This window comes from Lentimicrobium saccharophilum (assembly GCF_001192835.1).
GTDB lineage: Bacteria > Bacteroidota > Bacteroidia > Bacteroidales > Lentimicrobiaceae > Lentimicrobium > Lentimicrobium saccharophilum.
On the sequence record NZ_DF968182.1, the window covers coordinates 2,528,060 to 2,546,970 of the forward strand.

Sequence of the window (18,911 nt, forward strand, 5' to 3'; positions counted from 1 at the left end):
ATGGAAAACATAAATGAAAAACTTAGCTGTCTGGTGGTAGACGATGAGCAACCTGCGCAGTGGGTGCTCACTTCTTACATCAGTGAAACCAGTAATCTTGAATTAAAGGCCTGTGCATTTGATGCGATGGAAGCGCTTGAAGTCATGAAAAATCATTCCATCGATCTGTTGTTTCTCGACATCAACCTTCCCGGGCTGAATGGGCTTGAGATGCTTGACACCCTGGAATTTCAGCCCATGGTGATTTTCACCACCGCTTATGCTGCCTATGCAGCCGATAGTTTTGAATATAATGTTGTCGATTACCTTGTAAAACCGGTTACCCGCCAGCATTTCGACCGGGCAGTAATGAGGGCATTTGAAAAAGCCAGGCTCCGCGAAGTCACTGCAAATACGGACACACGTTACCCAACGACATCCCTTGAACTTAACCTGGGTGGCTCAACTGAAACTGTTGAAACAGAAAACATTGTCTATCTTCAGAGCTACGGGAACTATGTCAAGGTTTTTCTGGAAAACCGCATGATCCTTGCCACCTCCACCACCCATCAGTTGTTGAGTCAACTGCCGCAGAAATCATTTCTCAGGATTCATAAATCCTTCATAGTAAACCGGAAATATATAAAAGCATACTCGAACAACTCAGTGGTGGCCGGAAAAGAAAAACTGCCCATAGGAATATCTTACCGGCAATCCGTAGTCACGGCACTGAACCAATAAAAAGAAAACGAAGCTTAATCCGTTCAGGAGATGTATTTGCCGATCAGCTCGAAGAGTTCTTTTTGCTGGAAAGGCTTGTACAAATAATCACTCACCCCGGCATCCTTCATCTGCTCGGTGGCTTCCGGTGATACATTACCGGTAATCATCACCAGCGGAGTTGCAGATTTTTCCGGATCAGGCAATGTTCTTATCCTCCTTGCAAGTTCAAGTCCATCCATGCGGGGCATATACATGTCACTCAGTACGATATCGTATCTGTCGGATACAATTTTATCTAAAGCATCTTCACCGTTGTCCGTAAAATCCGTTTTCGCACCGGTCCGTTTAAAGATAGTTTTTAAAAGCAGCACATTGAAATAGTCATCATCAGCTATCAGTATTCGTGTTTCAGGCATTTGTATAACGGTACCAAAATCAAATACCCTTGCCGGTAATGATCCGGCCTCTCCGGGTTCGTATGGGATCCGGACAATAAAGACTGAGCCTTGCCCCATCTCACTTTTTACTTCTATCCGTCCTCCCATTTCTTCAACCAGTTTTTTCGTTACCGGCAAACCCAGCCCTGTTCCGATCACCCACCGGGAAGAATTCTCCGTATTGAACCTGGCATATTCGTCAAAAACAGTGGCAAGTTGCCCGGATGTCATGCCAATACCGGTATCCCTGACGCTGATTTCAAGTATCGTTTTTTCGTTGCCTGGAAGCAGTGAAGCATCCAGGGTGATTGTTCCTTTAATGGTATACTTTACTGCATTGCTTATCAGGTTGTTAAGCACCTGCCGCAACCGGATTTCATCCCCCATCAGCACCTTTCCATGCTTTATTGAAGATACTTTTATCCTGAGTTTCTTTTCCCGGATCATACTTTCGAATGACCTAACAGACTGACGTATCGTTTCTTCAGGCCTGAAAGGATTGTTGAGGAAGGTCATCTTCCCTGCCTCAAGTTTGGAGAGGTCAAGAATATCGTTTACCGTTGTGAGTAATATCTCCGATGAAGAAAGTATCCCCGCAAGGTATTCCGTTTGTTCGCTGTTCAAACCAGATTGTTCCAATTGCTCGGTAAATCCTATCACTGAAGAGAGCGGCGTTCTGAATTCATGGCTCATATAGGCCAGAAACCTCCTTTTCTCTTCGGCTTCTTCGATTGCTTTCTGCTTTGAGGCCACAAGCTTCACCTGGTATCGGTGGTTTTCGCGAAGCATCCATGCCAGCGCCAGGGCGAGCAAAAACGCCACGAATACCGATACAATCATTGAGGTATGAAGGATTCCCGCCGAACGGGTAATTGTTCTGGCGGACTGATCACGGAAGACATTCTCATTTACCACTGCCGTTTCCTTCAGGGCAAACAGTATCTCCCGGATCTCAGCCATCAGGGCATTGTTCAGCTTTACCAGCTTCAGTTCGCTTTGCCTTAACTCATTCCGCCGCTGTAATTGTCTCCGCAATTGAGTCTGATAATATGAATTTGACCTGCTGATGATGTCATCGGCAAAACGGTGAAGTGAAAAAGTGGTATCTGGTTCTTCTGCCTCATTTGTCTGCGTTGAAGGATTCTCTCCCTGCTTAACCACAACCTTTGTGTTAATGGTCTGTTGCTCTTCCTCCCCAACAAGAAATGTCTTGATTTTCCCAAGCAGTCCCTTTTTCCTCCATCCTGTTGTCTGACTGAAATCGATGGTATCAATGTCCAACCCTCCGGCCCGGGCGGTAAATTTTTTGACAGTCAGGGGTTCGTCAGGACTCTCAAAGGGAACAGACTCTATGGCTGCCGTAATGATCATCAACGAATCAGCGAGTCGCTTCAGCCTTATGTAGGATCCGGCTTCCCGGTCGCGCTCATCTATGATCTTTCTGGCTTCAGTCTTACCTGCCTCAGGATTAAAGGGCGCAATCATTGACTGGAGGGTGTCGAGGTGACTGATCAGCAGGGCAACCTGATTGCGGTAATTGTCAAAATGAACTTTATCATATCCAAGCGTGTATTCCTTGAACTCATTTTCGGCCATAAACAAGGCGGCAAGCGTATTCTCAACCTGTGTTACCGGTTGCCGGCTATCTTTGAGAATCGCCAGGGCGGTTGATATTTCATCTTTTTGCTTCTCCCTGATTAATAAGGCAATTACGGCCACAGCCACCATCATTACCAACAGAGATACGGCCAGAAACGGCATTAATTTTTCTCTTCTGAACAGGCTCATAATGAAAGGTAATATTCCATCCCGAACAAAGTTATTTATTCTTTTGAACCATGACAAGTTAAATTTGACAAAGTGTCAAATTTCAGTGATAACTTCTGTACCGGTTATTTCATTGAAACCGGATGAAACCCTGCCTTAAGCAATAAACTGTCCGGCTTGATTTTTCATAATTACTATATCAGGAAGTCAGGATGTAAAAATCCCCATTCAAGAAATGCAGCAAAAGAATAAATGATAAAATTTATACACATTCCAAACAGAAGCAACCAAAATATTTAATAATTTTATCATCCCGATATGCTCATCATACTTACCCGTTGCACTATATATGGCAGAACCTTCACACAATAACCCGGATTACAGCAAAAAGGAAGGAAGCCATTTGCCCCCTGCACTTCCGCAAAACATCATCCCCGCGGCAAAGGAAATACTGGATATCACAAGGCTGAATTTGTCGTGGGATTTTATGGAGGTGATTCCTGCCCCTGTTTTCGTAAAGGATCTTGGACACAGGTTCATTGCCTGCAACAGGCAGTTTCTTGATATTTTAAGTTGTAAGGGATATGGCAGTGTGTTGGGCAAAACCACCGGTGAGTTAATCGGAAAAATCAATGCTGAAGATCATTTTGCATCCGACAGACAGGTTATTTCATCAGGCAGTGAGGTAACTTATGAATCTTCTTTCCCGGGCGATACTGAAAAACTCAGAATTGCGCTGATCACCAAATCGCCGCTGAAATCAAAGGACGGCAGCATCAGCGCCATCGCGGGGATCATTACTGACATCAGCAGACTTAAAGCCCTGCAGGTTCAGCAGGAGATTCACAACAACCAGCTTGAAACCCTGGTAGCCAGAAGAACCAAAGAGCTTGAACAGAAAAACACCCGTTTACTTAACGAGATCGCTGAAAAAGTAAGTATTCAGCAGGAAATGCTCCGCTTTGAAAACAGGCTTGAGGTGGCACTGAAAGCCATGAAAGCAGGCGCCTGGGAATTTGAGCCCCGCTCCGGCAAACTTGAATGGAGCAGTAAATGTTATGAAATCTTCGACATTGAACCCGGCCCTGTCAGCCTGGAAAAATGGATGGAGAAAGTTCATCCTGAGGATATTGGCCGGGTGAAAACACAGTGGTCGAGAATCTCCGCCAGTATGGGCTGGTTTGAACTTGATTTCAGAATCATGTCTTACGGAAAACCCCGCTGGATCAGGAAATCGGGCTATTACCTGCCCGGATCTCATGAAAACGGGGAAAGAATCACCGGGGTGATGGCGGATATCTCGGAAGAAAAGTATTTCAACGACCGGCTGCTCGACAGTCAACGCTTTTTCAAAGCCATTGTCGAAGACCAGACCGAGCTCATCTGCAGGATCCGGCCCGACGGCTCATTTACTTTTGTAAACCAGGCCTTTGCCCGGTTTTTCGGGAAACCGGCCCCGACCCTGCTCACCCTTACCCTCAGGGAAATCATCATTCCGAAGGATTATGCAAAAATCCGCAGGCTGCTTAACCTGGTAAAGCCGGTAAGTACCGTGGTTAATTTCGACCACCATCTCGAAAAACCAGGCTCGGGCCCTGCCATGATGCAGTGGACCATCAGGGCGATATATACCGAAGGCGATATCCTTTCGGAATACCAGTTTGTCGGCAGGGATGTCACCGAAGTGGAATCCTCGCGCGAGGCACTCCGCAGGAGCGAAGAGATGTTCCGGCTGATCGCGGAGAACTCCAATGACATCATTTCTATCCACCCGCACGACGGGACGGTGGAATACGTTTCGCCTTCAGTGAAAAATATCCTTGGCTATACGGCCGAAGAAATCACCGGCTCAAAGGCCGGAACGCTTATTTACGAAAAGGACCTGCCCGATATTTCCACGCTTGGCAAACGGCTTAAAAAATGCCCCAATCCAGTTTTGGCAGCTTTTCGCATTAAAGATCATGAAGGTAAGCTGATCTGGTTCGAAAGCATGATACAGCCACAGTATGACAGCCATGGTGAAGCAACCGGAAAAATAATCGCGGTAACGCGCGATATCAGCGCGAGAAAACAGGCCGAAGCACAGCAGAAACTGGTTGAAAAGCAACTGAAGGAAGCCAACTTTACCAAGGACAAATTTTTCTCCATTATTGCCCACGACCTGCGCAGCCCCTTCACGTCCATTCTCGGATTTTCGAGGTTGCTGAACGAGGAATACGATGACTTCAGCGATGAGGACCGCAAGACGATGGTGCAACAGATCCTGATTTCAACCGAACACACTTTTCAGTTGCTCGACAACCTGCTGGCATGGGCCAAAACGCAAATGGGCCATACCTGCGTGTACCCTGAAATTTTCAGGCTTGAAGGGCTGATCAACGAGACCGTTCAGCTTGCATCCGCCCAGGCGGAAAGTAAAAACATCAGCATCAAACAGTTAAGCAATCATCAATTTGAGGTGAAGGCTGATGTTAATATGACCAAAACGGTTATGCGCAACCTGCTCTCCAATGCGATCAAATACTCTTATGAGGGCGCGCAGATCGGGGTTGACAGCAAACGCGAGGGGGATATGGTCAGAATCACGGTTACTGACTATGGCACCGGTATTCATGCCGATACCCTGAGAATACTGTTCAGTCTGGATGAAAAAGTGATTTCGGCCAAAGGCACGGCCAACGAAAAGGGGACCGGCCTGGGGCTGATCCTGGTCAGGGAGTTTGTGGAGCGGAACGGCGGCACCATTTCGGTTGAAAGTGAATATGGCAAAGGGAGCAGGTTCAGCTTTACGCTCCCCTCGAATCCCGGTAAATACCCGCCTGCAGAACATGACCCTTCCTGACGGTAGCTGCGTTTGCTAAAATATCAACGGTAACATAGATGTCAATCAGTAAAATACTGCTAATTTAGCAGCGTCTAAGGAATTAACCCACCAAATTCAAAACCATGATGTTGCGCAAATTAATGACCGTTGTAGCGGTTACCGGCATGCTGGCAATGCTTGCCGGCTGCGGAAAGAGCACCAAAACTGAAGAAGAAATGGAAAATTTACATCCGGGCATCATCCCGGCCGCAGAAGCATTCACCCCGGACCAGGCAACCGATGTGGCCCGGCGCCTCTCCATCTTTGCCCCGGTAACGCTCACCGCTGATATCAGCCATCTATCGGAGAAAGAAAAACAAATGCTCCCCCTGCTTTTTGATGCAGCAGCCATTATGGATGAAATTTTCTGGCAGCAGGCCATCGGGAATAAAGAAAATTTCCTTTCCCGTATCAGCGACGAGTCGGCCCGGAAATTTGCCGAAATCAACTACGGCCCCTGGGACAGGCTGAATGGCAATAAATCATTTATTGCTGAAATCGGGGAAAAACCTTTGGGGGCCAATTTCTATCCGGCAGATATGACCAAAGAGGAGTTTGACACGCTTCAAAACCCTGACAAATCAAGTCTTTACACCCTGATCCGCCGGAATGATGATGGTACATTGCGCGTGGTATGGTATCATCAGGCTTATGCCTCCAAAGTAAAAAAAGCAGCTGACCTCCTGAAGCAGGCAGCATCGCTGGCTGAAGACGCCGGACTGAAAAAATACCTTGAACTGCGTGCCGAAGCCCTGCTGACTGATAAATATCAGGAAAGCGACTTTGCCTGGATGGATATGAAAACCGCCAATATTGATTTTGTCGTCGGCCCGATCGAGAACTATGAAGATGCCCTCTTCGGCACCAAAGCGGCGCAGGAAGCCTTTATCCTGATTAAGGACGTGGAATGGAGTGAGCGCCTGGCGCATTTTGCTTCATTGCTGCCTGAACTTCAGAAAGGACTTCCCGTTGACCAGAAGTACAAAAATGAGGTGCCAGGTTCAGATGCGGACCTCAATGCCTATGATGTGGTTTACTATGCCGGCGACTGCAATGCAGGCAGCAAAACCATCGCCATTAACCTGCCCAACGATGAAGAGGTTCAGCTGAAAAAAGGATCGCGCAAACTACAGTTGAAAAACGCCATGAAAGCAAAATTTACCGGGATACTGGAGCCTATCAGTCAGATCCTGATTCATGAATCACAGCGTGGATATATTGAATTTGACGCATTCTTTGCCAATACCATGTTTCATGAAGTGGCTCATGGCATGGGCATCAAAAATACCATCAACGGCAAAGGTTCAGTTCGTGAAGCCCTGAAAGAGCAGTATTCTGCCATTGAGGAAGCCAAAGCCGATATCCTTGGCCTTTACCTGGTAACCAAACTTTTTGAAATGGGCGAATTGAAGGAAGGGGAAGTCATGGACAACTATGTAACCTTTATGGCCGGGATCTTCCGTTCAGTCCGCTTCGGTGCAGCCAGCGCCCATGGAAAAGCCAATATGCTCACTTTTAACTATTTTAGCGAAAACGGCGCATTCACACATCAGGAAGACGGAACTTACATGGTGAATTTTGATAAAATGAAACTTGCCGTAGAAAGCCTTGGGGGTATGATTTTAACCCTGCAGGGTGATGGAGCCTATGATCAGGTGAAAGACCTGATCCTGACCAAATCCGTGATCCCCGGCCAGCTTCAGAAAGACCTCGACAAACTGAAAACTGCCGGAATCCCTGTGGATATTGTATTTGAGCAGGGTAAAAGCAACCTGGGCCTTTAATCAGAAAACCGTTCGTTTCTGAACACAGGTTTCTCAAAACTGAACATGCCTGAAAACTGTTAACCGGACAGATTCAGGCATGTATTTGATTCTCTGCTAAATATATAACTGGCATGATTTTGGGCAGAAGCAACTGTTATGCTGTTGAAGTACGAACAGGCCGCAAAGAAATGAATTCACTGAATCATAATTATAAAACCTTGTCCATGAGAAAACTTCTCTTTACACTGATGATGCTGGTATCCCTGAGTTTGGGGATGCGCGCGGGAAATCCGCCTGACGAAGGCATGTGGCTGCCGATGTTTGTTGAAAGGCTCAACTACACCGACATGCAGGAAATGGGGCTGAAGCTATCGCCTCAGGAAATTTACGACATCAACAATGCCAGCCTGAAAGACGCCATTGTAAGTCTTGGCGGAGGCTTTTGCACTGCCGAAGTGGTATCCCCGAAAGGGCTGCTGTTTACCAATCACCACTGTGCGTATGATGCAATCCAGAAGCACAGTTCCATCGAACACGATTACCTTACCGATGGTTTCTGGGCACGCAGCCTGGAGGAGGAATTGCCCAATGAAGGCCTTACCGCCTCTTTCCTGGTGAAGATGGATGATGTAACCAAATTCGTGCTCGAAAAGGTAAAACCTGAAATGAGCGAAAGCGAACGCAGCGCGACCATCTCCAAAGTCATTGAAATTCTTAAAGATGAAGCTTCTGAAAATGGCCGGTATGAAGTTGCTGTAAGAAGTTTCTATAACGGGAACGAATATTATCGTTTCGTTTATGAGGTATATAAGGATGTCCGTCTGGTAGGAGCGCCACCGTCAGCCATAGGCAAATTCGGCGGTGATACCGATAACTGGATGTGGCCGCGCCACACCGGTGATTTCAGTATTCTCAGAATTTATTCGGGACCTGACGGCAAACCGGCGGAATACTCGAAGGAGAACATTCCCCTCAAGCCAAAACACTTTTTGAAAATATCGGTTGACGGTGTTGAACGCGAAGATTTCGCCATGATCTGGGGCTACCCCGGCTCAACGGACCGTTACCGGACTTCTCACGGTATTCAGGCTACCCTGAATGACATCAACCCGGCCATCATCAAGGTCGGAGGCCGTATTCTGGAGATTATGAAAGCCGATATGGACAAAAGCGATGAGGTCAGGATTAAATATGCCTCAAACTATGCAGGTCTGGCAAACTTCTGGAAAAACAAAATCGGGGAAAGCCGCGGTTTGAAACGCCTGGATGTTTACGAAAAGAAAAAAGCCATTGAAGATCATTTCAGCAATTGGGTAAATGCCGATGAAAGCCGCAGGGAAGTATACGGCAATGTGCTGCAGGATCTCACTGACGCTTACGCCCAGTATGCCGAAATGAACTACAACAAGCGCCTCTGGAATTTCCAGTTGTCGCTGTTCGGCTCGCAAATGATGCAGTTCCCTCTGCAAACACAGGGAATCATCAACATCCTGAAAAGTGGCCAGAAAGGTGAAGAGCTGAAAGCCTCCCTGGCGCCGTTTTATGCCATGGGCGAAGAGCAGTTCAAAAACTATAATGCGCCTACCGAAGAAAAAATATTTGCGGCCATCCTCGAAATGTACCGGCAGGATATCCCCGCGGATGAACTTCCTGATATTTACAACCTGATCGACAAAAAGTACAAAGGCGATGTCAACCTCTTTGCCCGCAAGGTATTTGAAACCTCTGTGCTTACCACCCCTGAAAAGTACAACGCATTTCTTGCTAAACCCTCCATTAAGGTTTTTGAAAAAGACCTGGCCTACAAAACCACCAATTCATTCTACAATGCATTTATGACACAAAACATGAATGCAGGCCCGGTAAATGAGAAGTTGAGAAAAGCCCAGCGTCTTTTCGTGGACGGACTCCGTAAAGCTAATCCCGATAAGGTATATTATCCGGATGCCAACTCCACCATGCGGGTAACCTACGGCAAAGTACTCGATTATTACCCGGCCGACGCCGTTCATTACGACTACGTTACTTACATGGAAGGCATACTTGAAAAAGAAGATCCTACCAATGAGGAATTTATTGTCCCTGTGAAACTGAAAGAACTCCTTGAGAAGAAAGACTTCGGCAAGTGGGCGGACAAAGACGGCAAGCTGGTGGTAAACTTTTTAAGTCACAACGATATTACCGGCGGCAACTCGGGTAGCCCTGTGCTTAATGGCAACGGGGACCTGATTGGTATCGCCTTCGATGGCAACTGGGAGGCCATGAGCGGCGACATCGCCTTTGAACCGGAACTGCAGCGCACCATCAATGTTGACATCCGCTATGTCATGTTTATCATCGATAAATATGCCGAAGCGCATAACCTGCTTGATGAAATGGTGTTTGTCAAAACCAGGTATTAAGCCTGTCAATAACAGTATTTTTATCTATTGCGAAAAAATCCGGAGTGGTTGCGCCACTCCGGATTTTCGTTTATTTTAGACCGGTAAAAAAAAGCAGGAAATACATCACTTTCTATAGAACAAAGATTCCCTGTTAACGTTTAATATCCCTTCCAGACCCTCCTGATGAAACAGAAATTCCTAATCCTGTTTGCCTGTCTGATATTATTGGCAGTTTCAGCATCCGGACAACAGAAAATAACCGACAGCCTTGAAAGGGCGATAAGAACCGGAGCCGTAAAGGATACAAACCGGATCAATGCCCTGAACCGCCTGGCCATCACATACTGGTACAACAACAGTGAACGCGCACTCAACCTTAGCCGTGAAGCAGTGAGGCTCTCCACCGAAATTGGCTTTAACCGAGGGTTGGCGGTTGCCTGCAATATTCTTGGTGTATCCTTCGACATTATTTCCGAGTTCGACAGCGCGCTGTATTACTATGAAAAAGCCGCACATTTAAGCCGCAAAACCGGCTATAACGTGATTCTTGCCAGTGCCCTGAACAATATGGGGATGGTTTATCAGAGCAGGGGGGATTATAAAAAGGCCATCTCGGTCTATCTGGATGCGCTGCGGATTTTTGAAAAACTGAAAGACCGGAAAGGTATTGGAAATGCCTATAACAATATCGGATTGGTCTATTTCGACCTTCAGCAATACCGGCAGGCGCTTGACTACCATAATAAAGCGTTATCTATCCGCGAAAAAACAGGCGATAAATACGGCATCGGCGCTTCACTGACCAATCTGGGTTTAGCCTGGTCAAACCTTAAGGATGATGACAAGGCATTGAAATATTATGAGCGTTCTCTGAAAATCAAAGAGGAAATCGGTGACAAATACGGCCTTGCAATTCTGTTGAACAATATGGCCATCATTTATCAGGATAAAAATAAGCTGGATGATGCGCTGATCATGTATACCAAATCGGAGAACTATCACAGGCAGATCGGGGATTTGCACGGCCTGATCTATACATTCATCAACACTGCAACGGTGCTGAACAGACTGGGAAAATTCGACCGTTCAGCGATAGTTCTTGATTCAGCAATGTATTATGCCAGGGAAATAAAATCGCTTTCGCGGATGGCCAAAGTGCTGGAAGCATATTCCTATTACTATGGTAAAACAGGAAATTACCCAAAAGCATGGAAGACGATGCTGACCCTGGATTCAATCAAGGACAGCCTGTATTCCGAAGACATGAGACAAAATATTGCCGAAATGAAGGCTAAATATGAGATTGATAAAAGTGAGCATGAAATAGAGTTTCTCAATCAGCAGAACGAAATGAAGAACCTTCAGTTGCAAACCGCACGCATCAGGCAAAGGAACAGCCTGCTGATTGCAGGGTTTATTCTGCTGGGCGTACTTTCCGGAATGGCTTTCTGGCTGGTAAAAAGCAGGTATAAAACCAAAATGCGGCTCGAACATGAAAAGCGGCTCATACAGAAAGAAGCCTTTTCTGCAATCGTAAATGCAGAGGAGAACGAACGAAAACGCATTGCCATGGAGTTGCATGACGGACTTGGTCAACTGCTTTCTGCGGCAAAATTAAATATATCGGTGCTTGAAGATACAAATTCGGAGGAAGACCGTCTGGCGGTTGATAATGCCGAAAACCTTATCGATCAGGCGATCGCTGACCTCAGGAATATCTCGCACAACCTGATGCCATCGGCCCTGATCCGGCTTGGCCTGATTCCTGCCATCCATGATATGGCCGATAAAATCAACTCAGGCAGGCAGGTAGTTGTTAAGATTACCTCAGAAGGGTTTGAAAGCCGGCTGCCCGGTAATCTTGAAATAGCCATTTACCGGGTTATTCAGGAATCGGTCAATAATATTCTGAAACATGCCGGAGCCGGAAATATATTTATCGACCTCAGATACGGAGGAGAAAGCCTTGATCTCAGTATTGAAGATGACGGCAAAGGGATGCCGGAACCTTCCACCTCAAATTCCGGGAAAGGCATAGGTTGGGACGACATACGCAGCAGGGTCTCCCTGTTCAACGGCCGGATGAACCTATACTCTGAACCGGGTAAAGGTACCCGTCTGAATATAAACTTTACAAAATCAGCATTATGAACGGGGAAGAAAACAAAATATATAACGTGCTGATCGCCGACGACCACCAGATGTTTGTGGATGGACTGAAAGCATTGCTCAGAAAAGAAAAAAACATTCAGATCGCGGGAGAAGTAAGTAACGGTACAGACGCCCTGCAAGCAATCATCAAAAAACAGCCTGACCTGCTGATCACGGACATCAGTATGCCCGGCCTGTCGGGGGTCGAACTGACCCGTGAAGTGAAAAGCCGGTATCCCGAGGTAAAAATACTTGTACTTTCGATGTACAATGACCGTGAAATTGTCAGTGAAATCCTCATGTCGGAAGCCGAAGGGTATATTCTCAAAAATACAGGCCGGCAGGAGCTCAGCAATGCCATCAGCCGGATACTGGGCGACAGCACTTATTACAGCAGCGAAGTGCTGAATATTATGATGACAAGGATAAAGAGACAGAAAAAAGCTGAGAAAAATACTTCCCTGCTTACCGCCAGGGAAACAGAGATTATAAAACTGATCATGGAAGAGTACTCCAGTGAAGAGATTGCAGAAAAATTATTTATCAGCAAAAGAACCGTTGATACACACCGTAAAAACATCATTCAGAAAACCAATACCCGCACCCTGGTTGGTCTGTTGAAATTTGCTATCGAAAACAACCTCGCAGAGATCAATCAGTAGAAATGCTTAGACCGAATACCTAAAAATCTGTATATTTTGCTGTATTTGCGATGGTTAGCTTTGTACCAAAACCCCGCTTCCATGAACAAATACATATATAACGTGCAGATTACCCCGCGCGAAAAGGAAATTCTGAGGCTCGTTGCACTGGATCACAGTTCAACAGAGATCTCTGCATTGCTTGGCATCAGCATCCGCACCGTTGAAACCCACCGGAAAAATATTATCAGGAAAATCAGCAATAACTCCCTGTCCGCATTAACCAGACATGCGATTAAACTCGGATTGCTCGATGAATATATCTATGTTCCTTCTCCTGCCGGCAGGAAGGTCGTAAAGTTGCCCGAAGCAACCGTAAAAAGCGACTGCAGACCTGAAATACCGAGTAATACTTACTAAAAATACCGTCTGATCGGCATTTGCAAGTCAACCTATCTGCAATAATTTTGATAATCACCCAGTAATTACTCATTCATTCAAAAACCAAAACCAATCTAAACATGTTGAAATCAAGATTTCTTCTGCTGATTGCCAGCTTTACCCTATTGGCCATGCTGAATGTTTCATGCGATAAAAATGAAGATGAAACGCCTCAGGACAACAACCAGACACCTGCCGATAACCTGAATTTCAGTGACTCTTACGGAGTTATGGCCGCTGTAAAAACCATCAGTTTTCAGTCAGCCGGGGGATTTACCATCCCGGTTGAGGTAAATACTGCTGTAGCAGTGTTTGTCCCCACCCCGGGAGCAACCACGTTTGCACCCGCAGGTACTGTCAGCATCAATAGCAGCAGCCTGAAAAAATTCGAGAACAACTCCTATGTTTACGACAACCTGCTCAATCCTTTGTCATTCAATTCTGTTCAGTGGAGTGTGAGCGGCGAAGGAGAAGTTCCGGCATTTGAGAAAACAGTCAACAGGGGGTTTCCCAATTTCACCGCTTATGCATCAATTCCTGAAACCTTCAGTCTTGCTGCCGGACTCAGTGTCCCGCTGGGCTCTTCGGTTTCCAATGCCGATTCGGTAGTGGTGGTTGTATCAGGCGGCCAGAATGCAGCCGTGAAAACCGTGGCTGCTGCTTCAGCAAACGCCGTATTCACGGCCGGTGAGCTGTCGAACCTTGGCGCAGGCGCCTCCGGAATGATTTCGGTGACTCCCTACAATTACACCGTCGAAACCATTTCAGGACGTAAATACTACTTTGTAAATCAGTCGAATTACACCAAAATGAATGTAAATGTAACGCAGTAACAACAGGTGGAGCTTTAAACGGCTTCCACTTCCGTTACTATTAAAAGCGCCTTTCCCCGGGCGCTTTTTATTTATCAGTTCATTGCTTATATTTGAATATCTGAAATGCACAACTGATGCGGAAATCCCTGAACATTACAGTACTTGCAGCGATGCTGACGCAAACAGCGTTTGCGCAACATGATACAATATTAAACCAGCCCGTACCCTGCCCCGAAGGGGAATGGGAGCTTGCGTTTTCGGATGAGTTTGAAGGTGACCGGCTGAATACCTCCGACTGGATTACCTGGTATCCCTACACCGATGACGGAAGTGACCAGTGCGCCTTCTGCCGCACCCATGGCAACGAGGGCCAGGTGTTTCTGGATGAAAATGTGGTGGTCTCCGGTGGCTTGCTGAAAATCATCGCAAAAAAAGAAAAAGCCGTGTGGATGGGCGAGGAACGCGAACATACATCCGGAATGATTCACTCCAGGAGAGCCTTCGGCCATGGGAAATATGAATTCCGGTGCCGCCTGCCCGAAGGCAACGGATTCTGGCCGGCTTTATGGACCTTCGGGCAGATTTCGGCCGAAATTGACCTGATGGAAGCCGGCATGCAGCATCCCAAAAGGTTTCATACCTCCGTGCATAACTGGCAGATAAAAAAAATGGCCCACAAACGGCACCGGCTGAAGACCAGCTTATCTGACAATTTTCATGTCTTCACCCTGGAATGGGAACCAAACATCATCCGGTTTTATATCGATAGTGCCGAAGTATGGCAGCTCCATCGCTTCACCAACCGGAGGGGGAAAAACCTCAGAAAATGTCCGGTCCGCCCGGGCAGGTACCGCACCCAACCCGTTTTTCCGCCCGCAGACGAAAAGCTTTACATCATTGTCGGATTGGGCATAGGCACTGAAAAAACTCCTTTTACAAAATTACCGGGGCCTGAAACCGTCTTTCCCAACCAGATGGAAGTTGATTATTTCAGGTATTATATCAGGAGGAATCATCGATGATCCAAGAAGCTTCGTTTTTATCCTGAAAAAATGTTTGCAAAGCCCTGACCGGAATAACCTGCATACTCAAATAATATAAACCTCCGCTGATAAGACTGATCATTCTTAAAATTCTTCTCCTTATCTTTACCCGGAAATATAAATGCGCCCATTGCAACGCTCTGAATTCCATGCGTTCCTCATCCGGTGCCGGCTATGTATAATAGTCATTTCGTTGCTTTTTATTCACCGCAGTGTACTCCCCCAGCAACCCGCTGAAAACCTCTTCGTTGATGCTTACGGTATAGAAAACGGCTTGCGGCAAAGCATGGTAAGTCAGATACTTCAGGACAGCAGGGGCCTGTTGTGGATGGTTACGGGCGACGGGCTGCACTGTTTCAATGGCCGGGAGTTCAGGGTATTCAGGATACCGTACAACGGTACATACAGTAATGCCGACAATATGATGCGTAAGATCATTGAAACGGAACCAGGCATTTTCATGATATCAACAGCATCATCCATTCTGAGGTTTAATGCTTTTACAGGCAAGTTTGACCTGATAAACAGGGAGCCCTCAGTCTACCATCATCTCCTCGATGTTCTCATTGACGGCAAACCACTGGTCTGGGTATACAGCAAGGGACTGAGCATAGCCGGTGACAGCCTGCAATCACTGATCCTGAATCCGGCCGGGGAGAAGAAAATTCCGGAAGACTTCGTCCCGGTTCAGGCATTGCCCCTGGGCAGAGAGTCCTTCGCAGTAATAGGAAACAATGGGATTATGATCGCCGGCAGATCAGGAAACACTTCCGGTTACACTTACAATTATAAATGGACAGATGCCGGAGAATGCACCGCAATGGCAGCCGACAGATCAGGAAATATTTACATTGCAAAAGGAACCAGCCTTTACCTTCTGCGGGAAGATTCCTCCTGGTTGAGAATTGCCGATGTCGGAATGCATATCAACCCGGACCTGAAAATTGACCACCAGGGCAGTTTCTGGTTCTCCGATCTGACAACAAAGATGCATTACCGGCTCAGCGGCAAAAAACTCACAAAAATTGAATTTGTTGAAATAGCAGGTAAATATTACGATACCTTAAAGCCCAGTGTGAAGCATATTTATGAAGATAAAATGCATAACCTCTGGTTTGGAACAGATGGGAATGGATTGCTAAGGTACAGCCCGGATAAAGTAATATTTGAAAAATACGCTGTTGGATTTACCCGTTGTCTTGAAGCGCTGGATGGACATATTTTTGCCGGGACCTTCAACAAAGGATTATGGAAACTTTCAGATGACCTTAGCCGGGCTGAACGCGTAAATCCGGCGCTCTTCGGGAATAACACCTATATCCTTGACCTGAAAAGTGATAACAGGGGCAGATTGTGGATTGCCACGCGGGAAGGGCTTTATGTCATTAACCGTGCCGGAAGATGCATTTATACATTCGCTACAAACTCAATTACTGCAACCTTCCTGGAACCATCCGGAAATTTGGTATTCTTGCAGTGCGATGCTTCAGTCTATAAATTCCGCGCTGATTCCGACCCGGCCCTGATTGGGGAGTCAGTAAACAATTCGGTCAACTCATTATTATATTATGCTGGAAAACAATGGGATGGAACTCCGCTGGGACTGTTTATCAAGCCGCAGGATAAAGATAAGAATATGATTATCTGGAATGAAAAGGACAGTGCAGTTTTGCAATACGAAATTTATCAGTTATTGCCGTTAAAGGAGGAGGTCTGGGCGGCCACCGGCAACGGGATCAGTATTTTTTCAGCGGAAGGTAAGCTTATAAATCCCTATTCATCGCTCGCGTCGCTTACCGGCGAAGTCGTTTATGCAATTCTGCCGGACAACTTCGGGAGAGTCTGGTTTTCAGGGATGAATGGCATCGGGTGCATAAGCAGAGACAGGAAAAGGGTCATCCGGTTCACGATGAGAAATAACTTACAATCGCTTGAATTTAACCACAACGCCGCCCTGTTGGGGCCGGGAGGCAGAATATGCTTCGGAGGCATCAATGGTCTTAATTGCATTGATCCTTCCCGGGTAAAGACTGAAAGGGAGTTGCCCCGGATTCATCTTTTCAACCTGTATGTATCCGATACAATATTTTCAAAGGGTATTCCCCCTGACGGTATAAGCCTGTCGCTCAGCCGCGAAGCCGCACACCTGCACGGCAGCGTATATACATCGGGGTATGGCGACGCTCATGAACAAGGTTTTTCTTTTTTACTTGAAGGATACGAAAAGGAATGGAATACGCCGGTTGCTTCCCCGGCCTTCGCATACCGCAACCTGCCTCCGGGCGAATACCGCCTTTTAGTCAGGTACACCGATCCATTCCTGAACACCGGGACTCCCATACCATTGCTGACAGTGAAAGTTGTACCTGCTTTCTGGCAGACCCTGTGGTTTGCAGCACTGTTAACCATCGCGATTATTGCCATAACCGTTTTCATCGTCAAAAAAATTCAGCACTTCAGATATATAAACCGGATAAAAGCACTGGAGCAGGAACACGCTATTGAAAAGGAACGCCTTCGCATTTCAAAAGACATGCACGATGAAGTCGGGGCCAGCCTTACCCGGATTTCCATACTGAGCGAAATTGCCAAAAGCCGGCAACAGGAGCCTGATAAAACGCAGAAAGTTATTGAGCAGATATCTGAAATTGCAGGCAATGTGGTGGATGAGCTGAGCGAAATTATCTGGGCCATGAATCCGAAAAACGACAGCCTTGACAACTTTGCAGCTTATGTCAGGAGATATGCTTCTACCTATCTTGAGGCTTCCACGGTCGATGTAAAATTTCACTTTCCTGATACGGTCCCCAGCCTTCCCATGTCGGCCGAGTTGCGCCGGAATTTGTTTCTTGTAATCAAAGAGGCTTTGCATAATGTGATCAAGCATTCAGGGGCATCGAAGGTGATGATTGAATTACAGATTGAAAAAAAATGCCTGAGTATAAACCTGAAAGACAACGGGCGGGGCTTTGACGGAAAATTACTTCCCGGAACCGGGAATGGCCTGCACAATATGCGCCGCAGGATGGAAGATTGCGGAGGTACCTTCAGGATCATTTCAGCTAATGGACAGGGCACTGAAATCATTACATCAGTTGATCTCTGAACAATGACATTTCACATCAAAGGGTGATGTTTTCCGAAATCCGAAAATGTACTTTTGTGAACAATAAATAAGAAAACCATGCCGGGAACCATCAATATCATCATCGTGGAAGACGATGAAGCCGTACGCGAGGGGCTGCGAATGCTCATCAACGGGTCTGAAGGTTACCATTGTCAGGCTGCCTGCGCTTCGGCCGAAGAAGCCCTTCAGGCAATTCCCGAATGCATGCCCGATGTGGTGCTGATGGATATCAACCTGCCGGGCATGAACGGCATCGAATGCGTAATCTGCATTAAAAATGCCTGGCCTGCCATACAGGTCATGATGCTGACCGTTTTCGACAATACCGATGAAATATTTAAATCGCTGGCTGCCGGAGCAACCGGCTATATGCTCAAAAAAACGCCCCCTGCAAAACTGCTTGAAGCCATCACAGAGTTGGTAAACGGAGGCTCGCCCATGAGCGGTGAAATTGCCCGCAAGGTTGTGCAAACCTTTGCCCGGCCGGCCAGACATCAACTGCCGGAATCCATCCTCACAGCCAGGGAAGAGGAAATTCTGTCCTATCTTTCCAAAGGCTTTCTGTACAAGGAAATCGCTGCGGAACTTTTTATAAGCATCGAAACCGTACGCACACACATCCGAAAAATCTACCAGAAACTGCAGGTCAGGACCCGGACCGAAGCATTGATAAGATGCATGAAGACTTAAATTCAAATACTTGAATTAGCTGCAACAAATCCGGTTTCTGTTGGCCCGGATCAGGGTTTCTGATGTGGATATCCTCCGCAATTG

General features: G+C 46.7%; 12 protein-coding genes. 11 read left to right on the forward strand and 1 reads right to left on the reverse strand.

What is annotated here, in order from left to right:
• Positions 1-720 carry a LytR/AlgR family response regulator transcription factor gene (locus TBC1_RS09775; protein WP_062041512.1) on the forward strand — a complete coding sequence of 240 codons (720 nt, stop codon included), beginning with the start codon at positions 1-3 and terminating at the stop codon, positions 718-720.
• A gap of 23 nt (positions 721-743) precedes the next feature.
• Here the strand turns inward: TBC1_RS09775 and TBC1_RS09780 are convergent, their stop codons facing one another.
• On the reverse strand, positions 744-2,927 hold the full coding sequence (locus TBC1_RS09780) for a response regulator (protein WP_062041515.1): 2,184 nt from the start codon (positions 2,925-2,927) through the stop codon (positions 744-746).
• Between the two features lie 328 nt (positions 2,928-3,255).
• On the opposite strand from TBC1_RS09780, the gene TBC1_RS09785 reads away from it, so the two are divergent.
• The 10 genes from TBC1_RS09785 to TBC1_RS09830 all read left to right on the forward strand — a co-directional run bounded on the left by TBC1_RS09785 (position 3,256) and on the right by TBC1_RS09830 (position 18,827).
• Positions 3,256-5,748 (forward strand): PAS domain-containing sensor histidine kinase, encoded by a 2,493-nt coding sequence (locus tag TBC1_RS09785; RefSeq protein ID WP_062041518.1) that lies wholly within the window; start codon positions 3,256-3,258, stop codon positions 5,746-5,748.
• A 104-nt stretch (positions 5,749-5,852) separates the two neighbouring features.
• Complete coding sequence (locus tag TBC1_RS09790; protein WP_062041521.1) at positions 5,853-7,553, forward strand: dipeptidyl-peptidase 3 family protein; 1,701 nt, start codon at positions 5,853-5,855, stop codon at positions 7,551-7,553.
• Positions 7,554-7,759: 206 nt separating this feature from the next.
• The gene (locus TBC1_RS09795) at positions 7,760-9,937 is read left to right on the forward strand and encodes a S46 family peptidase (RefSeq protein ID WP_082189606.1); all 2,178 of its coding nucleotides are present in this window, start codon (positions 7,760-7,762) and stop codon (positions 9,935-9,937) included.
• Between the two features lie 165 nt (positions 9,938-10,102).
• Positions 10,103-12,070 carry a tetratricopeptide repeat-containing sensor histidine kinase gene (locus TBC1_RS09800; RefSeq protein WP_062041527.1) on the forward strand — a complete coding sequence of 656 codons (1,968 nt, stop codon included), beginning with the start codon at positions 10,103-10,105 and terminating at the stop codon, positions 12,068-12,070.
• On the forward strand, positions 12,067-12,732 hold the full coding sequence (locus TBC1_RS09805; protein ID WP_062041530.1) for a response regulator transcription factor: 666 nt from the start codon (positions 12,067-12,069) through the stop codon (positions 12,730-12,732). Before TBC1_RS09800 ends, TBC1_RS09805 begins: the two co-directional genes overlap by 4 nt.
• 81 nt (positions 12,733-12,813) lie before the next feature.
• On the forward strand, positions 12,814-13,131 hold the full coding sequence (locus TBC1_RS09810; RefSeq protein WP_062041533.1) for a response regulator transcription factor: 318 nt from the start codon (positions 12,814-12,816) through the stop codon (positions 13,129-13,131).
• A gap of 101 nt (positions 13,132-13,232) precedes the next feature.
• Positions 13,233-13,985, forward strand: coding sequence for a hypothetical protein (locus TBC1_RS09815; RefSeq protein WP_062041536.1), 753 nt, complete (start codon positions 13,233-13,235; stop codon positions 13,983-13,985).
• A 116-nt stretch (positions 13,986-14,101) separates the two neighbouring features.
• Positions 14,102-14,989, forward strand: a complete 888-nt coding sequence (locus tag TBC1_RS09820) for a glycoside hydrolase family 16 protein (RefSeq protein WP_062041540.1) — start codon at positions 14,102-14,104, stop codon at positions 14,987-14,989.
• A gap of 214 nt (positions 14,990-15,203) precedes the next feature.
• Positions 15,204-18,116 (forward strand): sensor histidine kinase, encoded by a 2,913-nt coding sequence (locus TBC1_RS09825; protein WP_062041543.1) that lies wholly within the window; start codon positions 15,204-15,206, stop codon positions 18,114-18,116.
• Between the two features lie 78 nt (positions 18,117-18,194).
• Positions 18,195-18,827 carry a response regulator transcription factor gene (locus TBC1_RS09830; RefSeq protein ID WP_062041546.1) on the forward strand — a complete coding sequence of 211 codons (633 nt, stop codon included), beginning with the start codon at positions 18,195-18,197 and terminating at the stop codon, positions 18,825-18,827.
• The last annotated feature ends 84 nt before the right edge of the window (positions 18,828-18,911 follow it).

Excerpts from the sequence above, each read along its gene's own strand:
- TBC1_RS09775 (WP_062041512.1), top strand. The coding sequence starts at position 1 with ATGGAAAACATAAATGAAAAACTTAGCTGTCTGGTGGTAGACGATGAG.
- TBC1_RS09780 (WP_062041515.1), bottom strand. The coding sequence starts at position 2,927 with ATGAGCCTGTTCAGAAGAGAAAAATTAATGCCGTTTCTGGCCGTATCT.
- TBC1_RS09785 (WP_062041518.1), top strand. The coding sequence starts at position 3,256 with ATGGCAGAACCTTCACACAATAACCCGGATTACAGCAAAAAGGAAGGA.
- TBC1_RS09790 (WP_062041521.1), top strand. The coding sequence starts at position 5,853 with ATGATGTTGCGCAAATTAATGACCGTTGTAGCGGTTACCGGCATGCTG.
- TBC1_RS09795 (WP_082189606.1), top strand. The coding sequence starts at position 7,760 with ATGAGAAAACTTCTCTTTACACTGATGATGCTGGTATCCCTGAGTTTG.
- TBC1_RS09800 (WP_062041527.1), top strand. The coding sequence starts at position 10,103 with ATGAAACAGAAATTCCTAATCCTGTTTGCCTGTCTGATATTATTGGCA.
- TBC1_RS09805 (WP_062041530.1), top strand. The coding sequence starts at position 12,067 with ATGAACGGGGAAGAAAACAAAATATATAACGTGCTGATCGCCGACGAC.
- TBC1_RS09810 (WP_062041533.1), top strand. The coding sequence starts at position 12,814 with ATGAACAAATACATATATAACGTGCAGATTACCCCGCGCGAAAAGGAA.
- TBC1_RS09815 (WP_062041536.1), top strand. The coding sequence starts at position 13,233 with ATGTTGAAATCAAGATTTCTTCTGCTGATTGCCAGCTTTACCCTATTG.
- TBC1_RS09820 (WP_062041540.1), top strand. The coding sequence starts at position 14,102 with ATGCGGAAATCCCTGAACATTACAGTACTTGCAGCGATGCTGACGCAA.
- TBC1_RS09830 (WP_062041546.1), top strand. The coding sequence starts at position 18,195 with ATGCCGGGAACCATCAATATCATCATCGTGGAAGACGATGAAGCCGTA.